The sequence below is a fragment of the Paeniglutamicibacter sulfureus genome (genome assembly GCF_030512175.1).
GTDB classification, from domain to species: Bacteria; Actinomycetota; Actinomycetes; order Actinomycetales; family Micrococcaceae; genus Paeniglutamicibacter; species Paeniglutamicibacter sulfureus.
Window position 1 is genome coordinate 1471420 of record NZ_JAULBL010000001.1, and the last position, 16062, is coordinate 1487481.

Annotated in this window: 16 protein-coding genes and 1 riboswitch; of the genes, 8 read left to right on the plus strand and 8 right to left on the minus strand. The window is 61.9% G+C overall.

Annotation, left to right across the window (positions count from 1 at the left end; all coding sequences use genetic code 11):
- The 5 genes from Q2T94_RS06485 to pknB are packed head-to-tail and all read left to right on the plus strand — an operon-like array spanning position 1 to position 7994.
- Positions 1–1422 carry a PP2C family protein-serine/threonine phosphatase gene (locus Q2T94_RS06485; protein ID WP_264271027.1) on the plus strand — a complete coding sequence of 474 codons (1422 nt, stop codon included), beginning with the start codon at positions 1–3 and terminating at the stop codon, positions 1420–1422.
- Entirely contained in the window at positions 1419–2825 is a 1407-nt protein-coding gene (locus Q2T94_RS06490; RefSeq protein ID WP_264271028.1) for an FtsW/RodA/SpoVE family cell cycle protein, read from the plus strand. The genes Q2T94_RS06485 and Q2T94_RS06490 overlap by 4 nt, the downstream gene beginning before the upstream one ends.
- On the plus strand, positions 2822–4264 hold the full coding sequence (locus Q2T94_RS06495; RefSeq protein ID WP_302263306.1) for a peptidoglycan D,D-transpeptidase FtsI family protein: 1443 nt from the start codon (positions 2822–2824) through the stop codon (positions 4262–4264). The genes Q2T94_RS06490 and Q2T94_RS06495 overlap by 4 nt, the downstream gene beginning before the upstream one ends.
- On the plus strand, positions 4261–5985 hold the full coding sequence (locus Q2T94_RS06500; RefSeq protein WP_302263307.1) for a protein kinase domain-containing protein: 1725 nt from the start codon (positions 4261–4263) through the stop codon (positions 5983–5985). The genes Q2T94_RS06495 and Q2T94_RS06500 overlap by 4 nt, the downstream gene beginning before the upstream one ends.
- Positions 5986–6002: 17 nt before the next feature.
- Positions 6003–7994 (plus strand): Stk1 family PASTA domain-containing Ser/Thr kinase, encoded by a 1992-nt coding sequence (gene pknB, locus Q2T94_RS06505; RefSeq protein ID WP_302263308.1) that lies wholly within the window; start codon positions 6003–6005, stop codon positions 7992–7994.
- Between the two features lie 98 nt (positions 7995–8092).
- Here the strand turns inward: pknB and Q2T94_RS06510 are convergent, their stop codons facing one another.
- The 3 genes from Q2T94_RS06510 to Q2T94_RS06520 are packed head-to-tail and all read right to left on the minus strand — an operon-like array spanning position 8093 to position 9680.
- Complete coding sequence (locus tag Q2T94_RS06510) at positions 8093–8743, minus strand: anthranilate synthase component II (RefSeq protein WP_302263309.1); 651 nt, start codon at positions 8741–8743, stop codon at positions 8093–8095.
- The gene (locus Q2T94_RS06515) at positions 8740–8907 is read right to left on the minus strand and encodes a hypothetical protein (RefSeq protein ID WP_302263310.1); all 168 of its coding nucleotides are present in this window, start codon (positions 8905–8907) and stop codon (positions 8740–8742) included. Before Q2T94_RS06515 ends, Q2T94_RS06510 begins: the two co-directional genes overlap by 4 nt.
- Positions 8908–8918: 11 nt before the next feature.
- Entirely contained in the window at positions 8919–9680 is a 762-nt protein-coding gene (locus tag Q2T94_RS06520; RefSeq protein ID WP_264271034.1) for a class E sortase, read from the minus strand.
- Between the two features lie 182 nt (positions 9681–9862).
- Between Q2T94_RS06520 and Q2T94_RS06525 the strand changes: the two genes are divergently transcribed.
- A complete protein-coding gene (locus Q2T94_RS06525) occupies positions 9863–10114 on the plus strand; it encodes a cell division protein CrgA (protein WP_264271035.1) in 252 nt (83 codons plus the stop codon).
- Here the strand turns inward: Q2T94_RS06525 and Q2T94_RS06530 are convergent.
- The gene (locus tag Q2T94_RS06530) at positions 10111–10425 is read right to left on the minus strand and encodes a DMT family transporter (RefSeq protein WP_302263377.1); all 315 of its coding nucleotides are present in this window, start codon (positions 10423–10425) and stop codon (positions 10111–10113) included. The two genes, Q2T94_RS06525 and Q2T94_RS06530, sit on opposite strands and share 4 nt — an antisense overlap.
- A gap of 22 nt (positions 10426–10447) precedes the next feature.
- Positions 10448–10509: riboswitch (guanidine-III (ykkC-III) riboswitch) on the minus strand.
- A 72-nt stretch (positions 10510–10581) separates the two neighbouring features.
- Between Q2T94_RS06530 and Q2T94_RS06535 the strand changes: the two genes are divergently transcribed.
- On the plus strand, positions 10582–11091 hold the full coding sequence (locus tag Q2T94_RS06535; RefSeq protein WP_302263312.1) for a DUF3817 domain-containing protein: 510 nt from the start codon (positions 10582–10584) through the stop codon (positions 11089–11091).
- Between the two features lie 50 nt (positions 11092–11141).
- Here Q2T94_RS06535 and Q2T94_RS06540 read toward each other — a convergent pair whose 3' ends face one another.
- Positions 11142–12050 (minus strand): ArgP/LysG family DNA-binding transcriptional regulator, encoded by a 909-nt coding sequence (locus Q2T94_RS06540; protein ID WP_302263313.1) that lies wholly within the window; start codon positions 12048–12050, stop codon positions 11142–11144.
- Between the two features lie 75 nt (positions 12051–12125).
- Between Q2T94_RS06540 and Q2T94_RS06545 the strand changes: the two genes are divergently transcribed.
- On the plus strand, positions 12126–12740 hold the full coding sequence (locus Q2T94_RS06545; RefSeq protein ID WP_302263378.1) for a LysE/ArgO family amino acid transporter: 615 nt from the start codon (positions 12126–12128) through the stop codon (positions 12738–12740).
- A 35-nt stretch (positions 12741–12775) separates the two neighbouring features.
- On the opposite strand, the gene Q2T94_RS06550 is transcribed toward Q2T94_RS06545, so the two are convergent.
- The 3 genes from Q2T94_RS06550 to Q2T94_RS06560 form a co-directional block, all read right to left on the minus strand.
- Positions 12776–13741, minus strand: a complete 966-nt coding sequence (locus Q2T94_RS06550; RefSeq protein ID WP_302263314.1) for a GNAT family N-acetyltransferase — start codon at positions 13739–13741, stop codon at positions 12776–12778.
- Between the two features lie 580 nt (positions 13742–14321).
- Positions 14322–15032, minus strand: a complete 711-nt coding sequence (locus Q2T94_RS06555) for a rhomboid family intramembrane serine protease (RefSeq protein ID WP_310290194.1) — start codon at positions 15030–15032, stop codon at positions 14322–14324.
- A 403-nt stretch (positions 15033–15435) separates the two neighbouring features.
- Positions 15436–15981 (minus strand): peptidylprolyl isomerase, encoded by a 546-nt coding sequence (locus tag Q2T94_RS06560; protein ID WP_302263316.1) that lies wholly within the window; start codon positions 15979–15981, stop codon positions 15436–15438.
- Between the last annotated feature and the right edge of the window lie 81 nt (positions 15982–16062).

The window sequence follows — 16062 nt, forward strand, 5'->3', positions numbered from 1 at the left end:
ATGGCGTTGATGCTGAAATTTGCGGCGCGAAGCGATGTTGGCAAGGTGCGGTCCAAGAATGACGACTCCGCCTATGTGGGACGCTATCTGGCCGTGGTTGCCGACGGCATGGGCGGACACGTGGGCGGCGATGTCGCCAGTGCATCCACCGTCCTGGACCTCGTCCACCTGGATGTCCCCGACACCCCCGATGCCGAAACGGTGCTGCCCGATGAAATCCAGGCTGCAAATCTGGTCCTGAACGAACTCGTGAACGCCAACCCCAAGCTGTCGGGAATGGGCACCACGGTCACTGCCATGCTACTGACCGGCGACGTACTGCAATTCGCGCACATCGGCGACTCGCGGGCATACCGCCTGAAGAACGGCGTCTTCGAGCAGATCAGCCACGACCATACGTTCGTCCAGCGCCTGGTCGACGAGGGCCGCCTGCGACCCGAGGAAGCCGAACTGCACCCCCACAAGAACGTGCTGCTTCGGGTCCTGGGCGATTCGGACGCCAGTCCGGAACTCGATGTCAGCCAGTACCCGGTCGAGGCCGGGGAGCGCTGGATGCTGTGCTCGGACGGCCTGAACGCCGTCGTGCCCGATTCCATCACCGAACGCATCATGCGCGGCACCGCTTCCCTCGACGAAACCGTCGAGGATCTCGTTGAAACCACGCTTGCCCACGGGTCGCCAGACAACGTGACCATCGTGGTCTTCGAGGTCGTCGAGGACAGCGGCGCCGAAGAGCCAGTGCCCGCCACGGACATTGCCCCGGCCGACGATCCGGCCCCGGACACCGGGCAGCTGAACATCGCTGCCGAGGGCGACCTGGAAGCCAGTGCGGCACTGATCCGCCACGAAATGGCCAAGCGCCCCCACCTCTTGGTTGGCGCGGCCGAGCTCGCCACACAAACCGGCAAGATTCCCGTCGTCACTCAGCGCTCTGGCGAAAAACGTGCAGCGGCGATCCTCACACACAAGACTCCGGCCGGCCAGGCGTCCGCCGAACAAGAGGATTTCGCGGCGCTGGACCGCAGACCCCGGCGCTGGCTTGTGCCCACGTTCCTGGCACTCATGGCCTTGATCCTGGCCGCGGTATGCGTCTGGGGGTACCTGTGGACGCAGACCCAGTATTTCGTGGGCAACCAGGATGGGCGCGTGGCAATCTTCAAGGGCGTTTCACAGGACCTGGGTCCACTGAAACTCTCGCATGTTGACACTGTCACCGAGATTCCCCTTGATTCCCTTCCCGAGTACACGCAACAGCGCATTGATTCGGCACTCCCGGCACGGGACCTGGCACATGCCCAGACAATTGTCGGGGAGCTGCTGGTGACGGCCAAGCAACGCTGCCCGGTGGTCGTTCCGGAAAACCCGGGTGAGGCCGGCACCCTTCCGATCCTGCCCCCTTACTGTCAGGAGATCAGACCGTGAGCGAGCTGGAAACCGCGCCCGTCCCCCGGCGCAACATGGAATTGCTGCTGCTGCTGCTGGCCCTCGGTGTAGCCATGGGTGCCTACTATATGGTGGGCATCAACAGTGATGCCGGGCTTAGCCAGGAATTCATCTCACAGGGCCTGGTCCTCGCCGGGCTTGCCATGGTTTTCCACGTGTTCCTGCGCATCTGGGCAAAATATGCCGATCCGGTAATACTTCCTGTGACTGTTGCCCTCAATGGCATTGGCCTGGCCATGATCCACCGGATCGACCTGGCCCGCAACGATGACCAGGCATTCCGCCAGATCCTCTGGACCGGGGTGGCGATGGCCGTGGCCTGTGTGACCTTATGGGCCATCCGCGACCACCGGGTGCTGCGTCGCTTCACCTACATCGCCCTGGCGGTCTCAGTCCTGTTGTTGCTGCTGCCCTTGATCCCGGGGGTCGGCGTGGTGCTTAACGGCGCCCGGATCTGGGTGCATTTCTTCGGCCTGTCCTTCCAGCCCGGCGAACTGGCCAAGATCACGCTGGCCATATTCTTCGCCGGTTATTTGTCCTCGAACCGGGAACTGATCCTTCTGGCGGGCCGAAAAATCGGTCCACTGCAGCTGCCCCGGTCTCGGGACCTCGGCCCCATGGTCGTGGCGTGGCTGGTAAGCATCGGGGTGTTGGTCGTCCAGCGCGACCTCGGCTCCTCCATACTCTTCTTCGGTCTTTTCATGGTGATGATCTACGTCGCCACCGCCCGCGTGAGCTGGATCGTCATCGGAACAATGATGTTGGTCGGCGGCGGAACATTTGCCTACCTGACCATGAGTCACGTGACCCGGCGCATCGATGGCTGGCTCAACGCCTTCGATCCCGACATCTACCACGCCAGCGGCGGCAGCCGGCAGATCGTCGAGGGCCTCTTTGGGCTCGCGAACGGGGGACTGATGGGCACCGGCCTGGGCAACGGCACCCCGTATATGGTTCCCCTGGCCAACAGCGACATGATCGTCGCCTCGCTGGGCGAAGAACTTGGGCTCATCGGCCTGACCGCCATCGTCCTGCTCTACCTGATCCTGGTGAGCCGCGGCATGCGTGCTGCCCTCGGATCGCGAGACACCTTCGGCAAGCTGCTGGCCACGGGGCTTTCCTTCACCATTGGGTTGCAGTGCTTCGTGGTCATTGGCGGAGTCACGCGCCTGATCCCGCTCACGGGGCTCACCACGCCGTTCATGGCCGCCGGCGGCTCGTCCCTGCTCTCGAACTGGATCATTGTCGCTTTGCTGTTGTTGATTTCGCATAATTCCCGCCGCCCCATGCTTTCCGGGGTCTCGGCCACGGCAGAGGTGGCCACCAAGGCGCCGCGTCGTTCCCCGGGCCTGCTCTGGCCGCGAAAGGAGTCCCAGCGATGAACCAAGCCATCCGCAACACCTGGATCGCCGTCATGCTGCTGTTCGTGCTGTGCCTCGGCGCGCTGAGCTACGTCCAGTTCCTGGCATCGGAGGACCTCAACGACAATGCGCTGAACAAGCGCCAGCTCTTCAGTGAATTCGACCTTCCGCGCGGCGCCATCCTGGTTGACGGCAAGCCCATTGCCGAGTCCGAACCCTCCGAAGGGCAGTTCAAATACCAGCGCGTCTACACCGATCCGGAACTTTATTCCCACCTGACCGGCTTCTATTCGCTGGCCAATGGTTCAACGCAACTCGAATCGGTGATGAACGAGGAATTGACCGGCCAAAGCCAGGACCAGTTCTTTGACCGCATGATCAACCTCTTCTCGGGCAAGGCAACCGAGGGCGCCTCGGTCGAGCTCACCATCGACGGAGAGCTGCAGGAGTTCGTCTACGACCTGATCCCCGACGGAACCCTCGGAACCATCATTGTGTCGGAGCCCAAGACCGGGAACATTCTGGCCATGGCGTCCAAGCCCAGTTATGACACCAACAAGCTGGCGGTGCACAGCTCCGGCCAGGCCGCCGCGAACATGAAGGAACTTCTGACGGTTCCGGGCCTGAGCCCGTACCGCAACCCGGCCATTGGGAACCTCACGGCCCCGGGATCCACCTTCAAGATCTTCGACATGGTCGCGGCCCTTGAATCGGGGGAGTACAAGGCAGACACGGTCCTGAAAAACCCCTCGAGCGTGACCCTCCCAGGAACAAGAACGCCCTTGAACAACTTCTTCGGCGGCAATTGCGCGGCGATTCCGGAGGCGACTTTCGCCGACATCGTGGCGCAAAGTTGCAACACCCCGTTCGTCGGCATCAGCGAGAAACTGGGCAGGGAGCCATTTGAGGATGTCACCGAGCGCTTTGGTTTCGGCCAACAGCTGGAGATCCCCATGCGCGTGGTACCCAGCGTTTTCCCTGCCGAGTTGAACCCGGCGCAACTTGGCCAGTCGGTCATCGGCGAATTCGATGTGAAGGCCACGGCACTGCAAATGAACATGGCTGCCATGGGCATTGCAAACGACGGGGTGATCATGCAGCCGAACCTGGTCAAGCAGGTCATCGCCCCGGACCTGCGGGTGCTGGCGGAAAACGAGCCCAAGGAATTCAGCACCGCGACCAGCAAGGAGATCGCCGACCAGGTGACCGACATGATGCGCGGCCCCGTCAAGAAGGGCACCGCTGTCCGGGCGCAGGTACCGGGTCTGGATATTGCCGCGAAGACCGGCACCTCGGTGCTCAAGGACAACAAGGTGAACTCCTGGATCACCGGGTTCGCCCCGGCGGACGACCCCCAGGTCGCCGTGACGATTGTGTTTGAAAAGATTGATTTCAAGACTGGTTCCTCGTTGACCAGTCCCAACCTGAAGAAGATTCTAGAGGCGGTGTTCAACCAGTGAGGCCAATTTCCGGTATCACCCTGGGCGGTCGATACAAGTTGACCGACCGTATTGCCATTGGTGGCATGGGTGAGGTGTGGAGGGCCAGGGATCAGGTCCTTGGCCGCCTGGTGGCGATCAAGATCCTGAAGGAGGAATACACCGGCGATCCCGGCTTCCTCCAGCGTTTCCGGGTCGAGGCCCGTCACACCGCCCTGCTGAACCACAATGGCATAGCCAGCGTTTTTGACTACGGCGAGGAAGAGGGATCCGCCTACCTGGTCATGGAACTGGTGCCCGGACAGCCGCTGTCCACCATCATCGAGCGCGAACGGGTGCTCTCGCCCGACCGCACCCTGTCGATCATTTCGCAGACAGCCAAGGCACTTGCCGCTGCACACGTGCAAGGCCTGGTGCACCGCGACGTCAAGCCCGGAAACCTGTTGATGCTTCCCGACGGCCGCGTGAAGATCACCGACTTCGGCATTGCCCGCATCGCCGACCAGGTTCCGCTCACGGCAACCGGGCAGGTCATGGGAACGGCCCAGTATCTTGCCCCGGAACAGGCCACGGGCCAGCAGGCCACCGGCAGCTCGGACATCTACGCGCTGGGAGTGATCGGCTACGAGCTTTTGGCCGGGCGTCGCCCGTTCACCGGCGAGTCCCAGATCGCGATCGCCTTGGCCCAGGTCAATGACACGCCGCCGCCGTTGCCGGAGAACATCCCTGTGCCGGTCCGTTCGCTGGTGATGTCGATGCTTGCCAAGGACCCGGCAGACCGGCCGGCCGATGCAGATTCGCTGGCCGTGGCCGCAGACGCCATCCGCGCCGGCAACCCGGAGACGGCAACACTTGCCGTGCCCGGAATGCTGCTCTTTTCGGGATCGGATGCCGCCACCCAGGCCATCAACCACGCCCCGGTGACCCGCGGGAACGAAACCGTTGCTCTGCCCCCTGTCGACCCGACAGTGGCGGCCCCCGCCCCCATCACCAACGCCCTGCCGCAGGTCCCTGTAGAGGGATCTGGAAGCCGTGATGCCGATTCCTTCATCGGCGCCTCGCAGCAATGGGAAGAGGAATCCGCCGGCAACTACGATCAGGACCTTGCTGACCGTCGGACCCCGGAAAAGAAGAACCGCAACCCCTGGACCATTCCGTTGATTGCGTTGATCGTCCTGGTTCTCCTTGCTGTCCTCGGTGCCTGGTTGCTGCCCCTGCTGACCGGCTCCAACGATCCGGAAACCAGCCAGAGTCCCAGCACCAGCATCACTGCCGAATCAAGCACAACCAGCAGCGAGGCGACCTCGGAGACACCTTCCGAGACCCCGTCGCCTACGCCTACCCCCACGCCGACGCGTTCGACTCCACCCCCGGTCACCACCGTGGCCGTGCCCAACCTCTTCAGCATGGATGGCGAACAGGCGGCGGCGGCCTTGCGTGAATTGGGCTTGACGCCGAACGAAGGCGAAGCCCAGGAAAGCAACTTGGTGGCCGGCACCGTGATCGACCAGAGCCCACGCGTTGGAGTGAAGGTCGAGCCTGGCACAACCATCACCTACATCCTGTCGCTTGGCCCCGCGGAGCCCACGCCCACCCCGACGCCTACTCCGTCAGAAACCCCCAGCGAAACTCAGACAAGTCCTTCGGCGGACGTCGAGACCAGTGAAACCTCCACCTCGTCGCCGGCCGCAGAGGCCAGCCGCACCGCCTCTTCCCCGGGCCTGCCCGGGGCAACCAACTAGATGATGGTGTTATAACAGTGACCGAGGAACGAATTCTCAACGGCCGCTATGTCGTAAGGGAGCTCATTGGACGCGGCGGCATGGCCGACGTTCACCTGGGTGTTGACCAGATCTTGGGGCGCAAGGTCGCCATCAAGCTGCTCCGGGCCGAAATGGCGCGCGATCCCATGGTCCAGGCGCGCTTTCGGCGCGAAGCCAAGGCCGTGGCAGGCCTGAATCACCCCAACATCGTTTCCGTCTTCGACACTGGAGAGGAAAAGCAGGAATTTTCCGGTTCAACCGTTGAACTGCCCTTCATCGTGATGGAGTACGTCCGCGGACGCACCCTGCGGGACCTCATCAAGTCCGGGGAAATGACCACCGAGCTGGCCATCAAGTACGTCCTGGGCGTGCTCGAGGCTTTGTCGCACTCCCATTCCATGGGAATCGTGCACCGTGACATCAAGCCGGCAAACATCATGGTCACAGAACGGGACGACTTGAAGGTCATGGACTTCGGCATTGCCCGGGCCTTGGCAGATTCTTCCAGCACCATGACCCAGACACAGACCGTGGTGGGGACCGCCCAGTACCTGTCACCCGAGCAGGCCCGCGGGGAGGCCGTCGACGCCCGCACCGATTTGTATTCCACCGGTTGCCTGCTCTATGAAATGTTCACCGGACGGCCACCCTTCACGGGGGATTCGCCGGTCGCGGTTGCCTATCAGCACGTGGGCGAGTATGCCCCGGCCCCCAGCACGCTGGTGCAGGACCTGGACCCCATCTTTGACGCCGTGGTGCTCAAGGCCCTGGCCAAGGACCGTGAGGACCGTTACGCGGACGCCACGGGGTTTGCCGCGGCACTGAACAACGCCCGCCAAGGAATTGCGTTGGCCCCGGAGGAACTCACCGCACCCATGCCGCAGTCGCAGGCGAACGGGGGAAACCTGGCTTCCGTTGCGCCCTTTGCCGCACCAGCAGCGGCCTTCCCCCCGTCAAGCCCCGACAGCGCCGCGGCAATCTCGGTCAACCAGACCGGATACCTGGAACCGGTCGGTCGAGACGACCACTGGGAAACTCCGCCGATCTGGGAACAGAACCTGCAGCGCGAGCTCAATGAGCATCGTGCCAGGTCCAAGCGCAACTGGACCGTGGCGATTTCGCTGGTCCTGGTCCTGGCCCTGGCGGTTTCCGGACTGTTCTTCTTCAACTGGATGCGCGCGGAGGCCGAACGCAACGCACCTGTCGCAATCCCCGCGCTGGGGGAAATGACACAAGAGAAGGCGGAAGCAACCCTCACGCAGCTGCAGCTGGTGCCGAAGGTCGAACCGGTCTTCGACGACAAGATCGATTCCGGCCTGGTCGTGGAGTCCGATCCGGCCGCTTCCAGGGAAGTCCGCAAGGGCACCACGGTGCGGCTGATGGTCTCGATGGGGCCGGAGGCCCGCGTCCTGCCCGAGAGCCTGGCGGGACAATCCGAGGCAGGTGCCCGCCAGGTATTACAGGACCTGGGATACGAGATCGGCATGGTTTCCCGTGTCAACCATCCCTCGATACCCTCCGACTGGCTGGTGAACACGGAGCCGAAGCTGGGCAAGAAGGTCAAGGTCGGCACCAAAATCGATTTGGTCACGTCCACGGGCATGGTCAACGTTCCACAGCTCATTAATCTCACGGTTCCCGAGGCCACCAAGCTGCTTGAGGATCCCGACATCGGGCTGGGAATCACGACCACCGAGGAAGCCACCGCGGCGGCTGAACCGGGCACGATCATCGACCAGCTCCCCACCAGCGGATCGCCCACTCCGCAGGGTGGCACCGTGAGCGTCGTGGTTGCCGTGAAACCCGAGGAACCAACCCCGAGCGACCCCGCCACGAAATCTCCCAGCACCCCGGGGGAATCCACCGGCTCCACGCCGACCCCCACGCCAACGGAAACCTCCAGCAAGGGCAAAGGCAACGGAAACGGCAAGGGGCAGGGCCAGGACCAGGGACTTCCGCTCCCGGTACTCCCGGTGCCAAGCCCCTAGCCCGCCGGAGATCACCGCAAGGTGGATGAATCGACAAAGGGTGCCGTGTTGCCGAAGATTTCTCTTCGGCAACACGGCACCCTTTTTGTTGAGGTGTCTTAAACGCCGGCTTCGCGGATCAGCGGACTCAGCGTTGATGCGTGCTGCGCGGCGCCGGTCAGGCCGAGAGATTCCAGCCAGTTCCCCAGCATTTGGTAGCCTCCCTCGGTGAGGACAGACTCTGGATGGAACTGCACACCCCAGAGGGGTGCGTTTCGGTGCGCCAGGCCCATGACGATGCCGTTTTCCGTCTCAGCGGTGATCGACAGGATATCGGGAATGCTGGCGCGCACTGCCGCCAGCGAATGGTAACGGGTGGCAGTGAACGGGCTGGGTATGTGGGCAAAGATCGGGTGCCCGGTGTGGACAACGGGAGATGTCTTGCCGTGCATGAGCTCCTGCGCGTGCGTGACCACACCGCCATAGGCCTCTGCCAGGGCCTGGTGTCCCAGGCAGACCCCGAGCATGGGCTTCATCTGCGCACCGCACCACTGGATCACCTCGATGCAGACGCCGGCTTCGGCAGGGGTGCCGGGGCCGGGGGAGACCAGGACTCCGTCTCGGGCCTCGGCCAACTCGATGACCTCCGCCACGGAGAGGTCGTCGTTCCGGATCACCGTGGTTTCCGCTCCAAGCTCTTGCAGGTAACCCACCAGGGTGTATACGAAACTGTCGTAGTTGTCGATCACCAGGATCTTGGGGGTGGTCACAGCAGCATCAGGCCAATCGTTGATTCGGTCCACGGACTGTACTGGCTCAGCCACGGGAAGACATATGTCATGAGCAATAATACGACGCCCGCGATCAGCGCCGCCGCCAGGATGACGCGGAACCACAGCGGTCCGGGAAGTTTGGAGAAGATCCATGCATACATGTGTGGTGTTCCTAGTTTTCCATCGTCTTTTTCACCAGGTTGGCGATTTCCGGCGGGGGTCCTGCATCTGCCGGACGCCAGGACTCCAGTTCCGCATAGGCGATGATGCGCATCCGGGTGGTGAATGGCGGATGGCAACTGGTCAGCGTCAGCGTGGAGGCCGTCGGATCGACACCCGGCTGGTTAGGAACAGGCAGGAGCACCTCGCTCTGCGAGGGGTGAACGATCTCGGTGTCGCGCCACTCGTAGGTGTAGAACCCCTTGCGTGTCTGGAGATAGATCTTGTCTCCGTCCTGGAACTTGTCGATGTTCCAGAACACCTGGCCATGGGTCTGGCGGTGGGCGGCAACGGCAAAGTTTCCGGGCTCGCCCGGGGCCTGCGTCTGGGGATAGTGTCCGATGCCGACGGTGTTGAGCACATCCATTCCGACACCGTTGGTCACCGGCTGGGCGAAGTCCTTGCCGAATCTCGGGATGTAGAAGATCCCGAAGGTTTCCCCATCGGGGATCTCGGTGATCGGCGCGGGACCGAAATCTTTATCCGCAATTGCCGGCGCACTCAACGCGTCGGTTCCCCCGTCCGTCAGATCCTGGACGAATTCCGAGGTCAGCTGGGATTGCGTGCGACCGGCATCGATGTTGGTCCACCATAGTTCCCAACCGACGAAGAGCAACATAACGATTCCGAGCGTGATGAGGACTTCGCCAAATATCCCCATGAGTCGCTGGCCGGCCGTGGCTTTGGCCCGCGTCCGCAATGCGGATCGTGTCATGCGAACTTCCCTCACTGTCACTTGGAGCATCGGGAAACCCTGTGACGTCCAGTTTGAGCGGATAGTATTGGATGTAAGCGTGGCGGTGAGGAGAAAACCTCGCCGACACACAGTGACCAGCCTACCGTTCGGACACGTACTCGTTGGATCGTGTCGGCGCCCTGAAGACTCTAGGAGCAGCAATGCCTGAATCCAAGACACGTCGGAAAAACCGCAAGCCACATGACGGCGACCATTCCCAGACCTATGACAAGCCGTTGCCCAAGTGGTACAAACCGGTCATGTTCGGCCTGATGATCCTCGGGCTGGTCTGGATCATGGTCTACTACATTTCCCAGACCGTGCTTCCGATCCCCGACATCGGCGGCTGGAACATCGTGATCGGATTTGGCGTGGCCATGATTGGTTTCTTCATGACCACGGGGTGGCGCTAGCTCACGGCCTTCAGGCCGACGATGCAGCCAACCAACCCGATCATCAGCAGAACCTTGACCACGCTGAAGGTCTCACCGCCGAAGACCATGCCGTAGGCCACCGCAAGGCTGGCCCCGATTCCCACCCAGAATGCGTAGGCGGTTCCCGTGGGGATCTCCTTCATTGCCCAAGCCAGGCCGGCCATGCTGAGAAGGAGACCCACAGCGAAAACCACGGTGGGGACGAGCCTGGTGATTCCCTCCGAGGCTCCCAGGGCAACTGCCCAGACCGCCTCGAACAGACCTGAGATGATTAGTACTATCCACGATATGTCGTAAGCACCGATTCCTTTCGGTGGCCGTCTTGTCGCTGTCCGGGTACGGCTCCCTCGTACGGGGGCGCTGGTGCGCTCTGGACGGCCTAGCAATGTGCGTGGGCCCGAAAACGCACCGTTCAAACCAACTTCCAGAAAGGCATGCCAGTCCCCATGCTTCGCCCCGATCTCACCCCAGGTTCTACCTCCGTTGCCGCCGCGCCAAAATTATCACCCAAGCGCCTGTACGGATTACTGGCTGTCGCCGAAATGGTGACCTGGGCGTTGCTGATCATCTCCATGGTCATCAAGTATGGATTTGGGCCGGAAATCTACGTCCGCATTTTTGGAATGGTCCACGGCGTGGTTTTCATCGCCTACGGCCTGGTGACGCTCTTTGTCTGGGCCAATGAGCGCTGGAGTGTGGCCCGTGGCGTGCTGGGCTTGGTCTCGGCGGTCGTTCCCTTTGCCACTCTGCCATTCGAACGGGCAATGCTGCGCCGGGGGCTGCTCAGTGACACTTGGCGGCTGGCACCTGGCGGGGAAGCACCACAGGGGCCCATCGAGAAACTGCAGGCAACGGCACTACGCAGCCCCTGGCTGGCGGCAGCTGTTGGCCTAGTCGCGGTCGCTGCCATCACAGCAGCACTTCTGGTCATCGGTCCTCCCGGCGGGACAAGCTAGAGCCGTTCAGGATCCGAGGTGGACCACGGATCGCGTTCCTGCCGGAAAACTCAAAATTCCTGGCGCAGGCCGGCGGCCCCCGCAGCATCCAGCACCAGACCGGTGAGCAGATCCAGTGCCACGGAGGGAACCTTCCACCGCTGCCAGTAAAGAGCGACATCGCTTGTCCACGCCTCGTTGATGCATACCAGCGATCCGTCACGAGGATCCTGGACCTCAGGGATCATGCCCCAACCCAACGACGCGACCACGGCTGCCACGTACATCCTCGAGTCCGGCACGAAGTGCTCCGCAGGCGCTTCAGCGATCCGCTTGCCCACGACCTTTCTGAGCAGCGCCCGTTGCAAGTCATCGGTCCGATCAAAACTCACCATTGGCGCAAACGCGAGCTCGGCCCCTTGATCGACACCCGGGAGCCAGCGCTCCATGAAATCTGCACTGGCCATGGCTTGATAGCGCATGGTTCCCAGATACACCGAAGAGCATCCCTGCACGGGGTTGCTTTTCGTCGTCACCGCTCCCATGACCTGTCCCGATCGAAGCAAGGCGGTGGAATGGGACTCGTCATGGCGCAGGATCTCGCAGTCCATGACGTCCTGGACAGCCAGCCCTCCAAGAACCGGTGCGAACCAACCGGCCAGCGAATCGGCATTCACGGCAATGCTGAGTTCCGTTCGACGGCGTACACGGTCGGGCGTTGCGTCCAATCCGAGTGAGCGATGCGCCTCCGTGGACAGCATTTGGATCTCCCTAGCCAAACGAAGCAGCACGTCCCCACTGCCGGTGGTGCGAATCGGTCGCGAACGAATGAACAGCACGCTGCCTGCCCGTTTTTCCAGGGCTTTGAGACGCTGGCTGACGGCCGACGGGGTGATGTTCAGGTGTCCTGCCGCTCGCTCCAGGGTTCCGGCGTCGATCACGGCCTTGAACGTTTGTAGTTGCTCCGTTGAAAAGTCCATAGTTAGAAATCCTAATGGACCCTAAGAATCTTTAGCTCGACACGTCTTTGCTGGTTCGCCTAATCTCGGTTGGTGATCTTCATTCCCTTTATATCCGGTCTGGCCACTGGCCTCTCCTTGATAGTTGCCATTGGTGCCCAAAATGGGTTCATCCTGCGACAGGGGATCCGAAAGGAACATGTCGGCCTTGCCGTGTTGATTTGCCTCGTCTCGGATGCCGTCCTGATTTTTGCCGGGATCGCCGGACTGGGCGCCCTGCTGTCGATCGCCCCGTGGTTTATTGACGTGGCCCGGATCGGTGGAGCCACTTTCTTGCTCGTTTATTCCTTCTTCGCTGCCCGGCGGGCCCTCAGCCCGCGGGGGATGGACACAAGCGCATCGACGCCGCCAACCCCGCGGCGCACTGCCGTCCTGACGGCGCTGGCCTTGACTTGGCTCAACCCGCATGTCTACCTCGATACGGTCATTCTCCTCGGCTCGATAGCCGCAGCCCAAGGCGACCCTGGGCGCTGGGTCTTTGGCACGGGCGCGACGCTAGCCAGCATTCTCTGGTTCGTCGGCTTGGGTTTTGGGGCACGCTACTTGCGCGGGTTCTTTGCCAGTCCCCGATCCTGGCGCATCCTAGATGCCGTCATCGCGACGCTCATGGCAGTACTGGCCATTTCGCTGCTGTTCCCGCTCATTGGCTGAGAACGGGTTGGAGCCCCGCCGCGCATCGTAGTTATTCAACGGGCCCGGACGATCTTTCGATACATCGTTCCCTGCCGAACCAGCTCAAACCCCAAGAGTCGGTACAGCCCCGCCGCACCGGTTGGGCTTTGCGCGTCCACCGACAGGTCCACCTTTGCATACCCGGCGTCGAATGCCGTCTGAACAGCCTTAGAGAGCGCCCAAGCCGCATACCCTCGTCCGCGTGAGGAACGTGCCGTACCCACGCGAGATATGTACAGTTCTCCCGGCACCCATTCGGCCGCCAAGACGTAGCAGAGAGCGGTGGTCGGAACCGAGCCGCCGTCCGCTTGCAGCAGCACCTGGGAGTACGCTCCCCGGAAGGAACGGGATTCGGTCATGGCCGCCCATTCGTTGACGCTCTTCGGGGTCGAGCCCCAATGATCGGCGAAGGCCTCATTGTCCAGGAGCCGAACCGACTCGGACAAGCTGGGAGAGTATGCGACCAGCCGCGCGTCGCCATAGGCCGCCACAGGGCGTCCCCGGGGCCTGAAACTGTCAGGCAACACGGACATGTCCTGGAAATAGCGTGCTGGCTCGTACCCCCTGCTCCTGGCCATGGCGCCAGCACCATGGCCTGGGGCATTCCCCCACACATCGATGGTGAAGTCGATCTTGGGGAGTCGTTCCGCCATCTTCTCCGCTGCCCTTGTTTCAAGGGTGTCCATGATTCCGGACCCGTGGCCGCGACGGCGGTACTCGGGTGCGATGCCCCCGTCGATGGAAACCCGCCCACGGCCGTCGCGCAGCTGCTCACCGAGGCGGAGCTGACCGAACCCGATCATGGCATCGCCGTCCCAGAGTCCAATCGTGTCTTGTAGGGGGTCCACGCCAGGTTCGTCCAGTTCCTCTGCCAGATCCTCGACTTCGTAGAATTCCCCGGTTTCATCGAACGCTGCCAAGCGGTTGGTCAAGGCTGCCCACGCAGCGACATGCTCGGGGTGGATCCAATCCTGGCGCATGGGGACTCTCCGGTATGGGGATGCACCCGGTGGGTGCGGAAACCTGATGAGCACCATTTTTGCAGTTTTCCCCCACTAATCACAGGGCGAAGTGGGCGGGGGAGTAGACGCGAAACTTAGTAACATGCTGTGCACGAAAGTTATCCACAGGTGGGGACAAAGCTGTGGGTTCAACCTTTTGGAGCGCCAGTTTCGCGGTTTGGGCGGTCTTGCGGGGTGTGAATTACATGTGCGTAAGTTATTAACACTGTGGATAAGCCGTGTGGACAACGGACGGCAAACCCTCCTCGAAGTGCCCGGATTTCCGCGCAATCTCACGGATTCGGTTAAATTTTCGACAAGTACGCTCTGCTGGACCTTCGAATCGGATCCCCAACACTTCACAGGTTGTGCACTAAGTTATCCACAGGTGTGGATGAAATTGTGAATACTTGCCAAAAACTATCCACAAACGAGACGGACCGGCGTCAGCGCGGGCGCTGGAGCCGGTCCGTCTCTTATGAATTACATGGTTGTGAGTTATTAACAGTGTGGATAACCCATGTGGACAACTTTCATGGCCAGCGGTCCTATTTGGCTGTCAGAGTCGAATGTTTGCGGCACCGTAAAAAGTCAGCGCACATAGCAACAGAATCAACAATGCAGTGCCGGCCCACTGCATCAGGGCCTGCTGCTTTCCCTTGGGCGCGTGGGCCATGACGGCTGCCGTTGCAGCACCTACCACCAGCCCGCCCACGTGGGCCTCCCATGCGATACCAGGGATGATGAAGCCGATGGCCAAGTTGATCGCAATCAAGATGACGATCTGCATGGTTTGGACTCCGCGTGCGCGGAGGAGCACAAACATCGCGGCGAAGAGCCCGAACACCGCACCGGAGGCACCCAGAACGGGAACCCGTGGATCGGTGATCAAGAGCACGGCGACGGAGCCGCCAAGACCGGAGGCCAGGTACAGGGCCAGGAAGCGCAGCCGCCCCAGCATCGGTTCCAGCACACGTCCGCAGATGTACAGCGCGTACATATTGAAGGCAATGTGCCCAATGAAAGTCGTGGAGTGGGCAAAGATCGAGGTGAGCATGCGCCACGGCTCGGGTTCCAGATACGGGCTGGTGTACAGCCCTGCGTACACAACGTAGTCACTGAAGTCGCGCAGTATCATTTGCAGGCCGAAGACAACCACGTTAATGGCGATCAACACATAAGTCACCAAGGGGCGGCCGTCCGTCGCCTTGCCACCAAAGACCGTACGGGTGCTTGGCAACTGCTTGTTGGCCTCGCGCACGCAGTCCACGCACTGGGTTCCTACCGCCGCCGTGACTTGGCATTCGGGGCAGGCCGGACGCAAGCAGCGTTGGCAGGTGACATACGAAATCCGGTCGGGGTGCCTGGGGCAGACGGGTGCCTGCGCGGCCTGGTTCGGGTTGGACAGTCCATATGACATGGAATCGATGCTCCTGGGTAAGTACATTCGTTGCCCCGTTGCCACGGGACGGATTACAGGCGCGGCGGTCCACGCGCCGGGACCGGGTATGCGCACGTTGCAAGACGTGCGTGCCGGGCAAAAGCAAAAGGCCCCATCCATCCGTCCCGCCGCCGTCCCTCACCTTGCAGGGCGAGGTGAGGGACGATGCGGCGGGGCGGCCGATGGAGCCTTCGACGGTTAAAGGCGCATGAACCGCGCCCGGATCACGTGCCTAGAGCGCGGTGACGTCGATGCTGCTGATGGAGACGTCTTCGAGCGGCTTGTCGCGGCCGTCGGTCGGAACGACGTTTAGCTGGTCAACGAGCTTGCGCGAAGCTTCGTCGGTGACATCGCCGAAGATGGTGTGCTTGCCCTGCAGCCAGGTGGTCGGGATCGAGGTGATGAAGAACTGGGAACCGTTGGTGCCCTGGCCCATCTGGATACCTGCGTTGGCCATGGCCAGCTTGTAGGGCTCGCGGAAATCGAGCTCGGGATTGATCTCGTCGTCGAAGCGGTAGCCCGGTCCGCCGGTGCCCTGGCCCAGCGGGTCGCCGCCCTGGATCATGAAGTCGGAGATGATGCGGTGGAAGATCGTGCCGTTGTACAGCGGGGTGTTGACCTTCTCCTCGCCATTGCGCGGGTCGGTCCAGGTCTGTTCGCCGGTGGCCAGGCCCACGAAGTTTTTCACGGTCTTGGGGGCGTGGTTGCCAAAGAGGTTTACGACGATGTCGCCCAAGTTGGTGTGGATGGTGGCTGTATGCGTTGGGATTGCAGTCATACAGTCATTCTTCCATGAGCGCTCTAACCGCTGTTGCGAATGGCTACGCGTTCAGTGAACACGGCCACACGATTGTTTATA

Bases quoted from the DNA above. Each gene is read 5' to 3' on its own strand.
- Q2T94_RS06495 (WP_302263306.1), top strand. From the start codon at position 2,822: ATGAACCAAGCCATCCGCAACACCTGGATCGCCGTCATGCTGCTGTTC.
- Q2T94_RS06515 (WP_302263310.1), bottom strand. From the start codon at position 8,907: ATGTATGCATGGATCTTCTCCAAACTTCCCGGACCGCTGTGGTTCCGC.
- Q2T94_RS06535 (WP_302263312.1), top strand. From the start codon at position 10,582: ATGCTTCGCCCCGATCTCACCCCAGGTTCTACCTCCGTTGCCGCCGCG.
- Q2T94_RS06560 (WP_302263316.1), bottom strand. From the start codon at position 15,981: ATGACTGCAATCCCAACGCATACAGCCACCATCCACACCAACTTGGGC.
- Q2T94_RS06540 (WP_302263313.1), bottom strand. From the start codon at position 12,050: ATGGACTTTTCAACGGAGCAACTACAAACGTTCAAGGCCGTGATCGAC.
- Q2T94_RS06485 (WP_264271027.1), top strand. From the start codon at position 1: ATGGCGTTGATGCTGAAATTTGCGGCGCGAAGCGATGTTGGCAAGGTG.
- Q2T94_RS06550 (WP_302263314.1), bottom strand. From the start codon at position 13,741: ATGCGCCAGGATTGGATCCACCCCGAGCATGTCGCTGCGTGGGCAGCC.
- Q2T94_RS06525 (WP_264271035.1), top strand. From the start codon at position 9,863: ATGCCTGAATCCAAGACACGTCGGAAAAACCGCAAGCCACATGACGGC.
- Q2T94_RS06520 (WP_264271034.1), bottom strand. From the start codon at position 9,680: ATGACACGATCCGCATTGCGGACGCGGGCCAAAGCCACGGCCGGCCAG.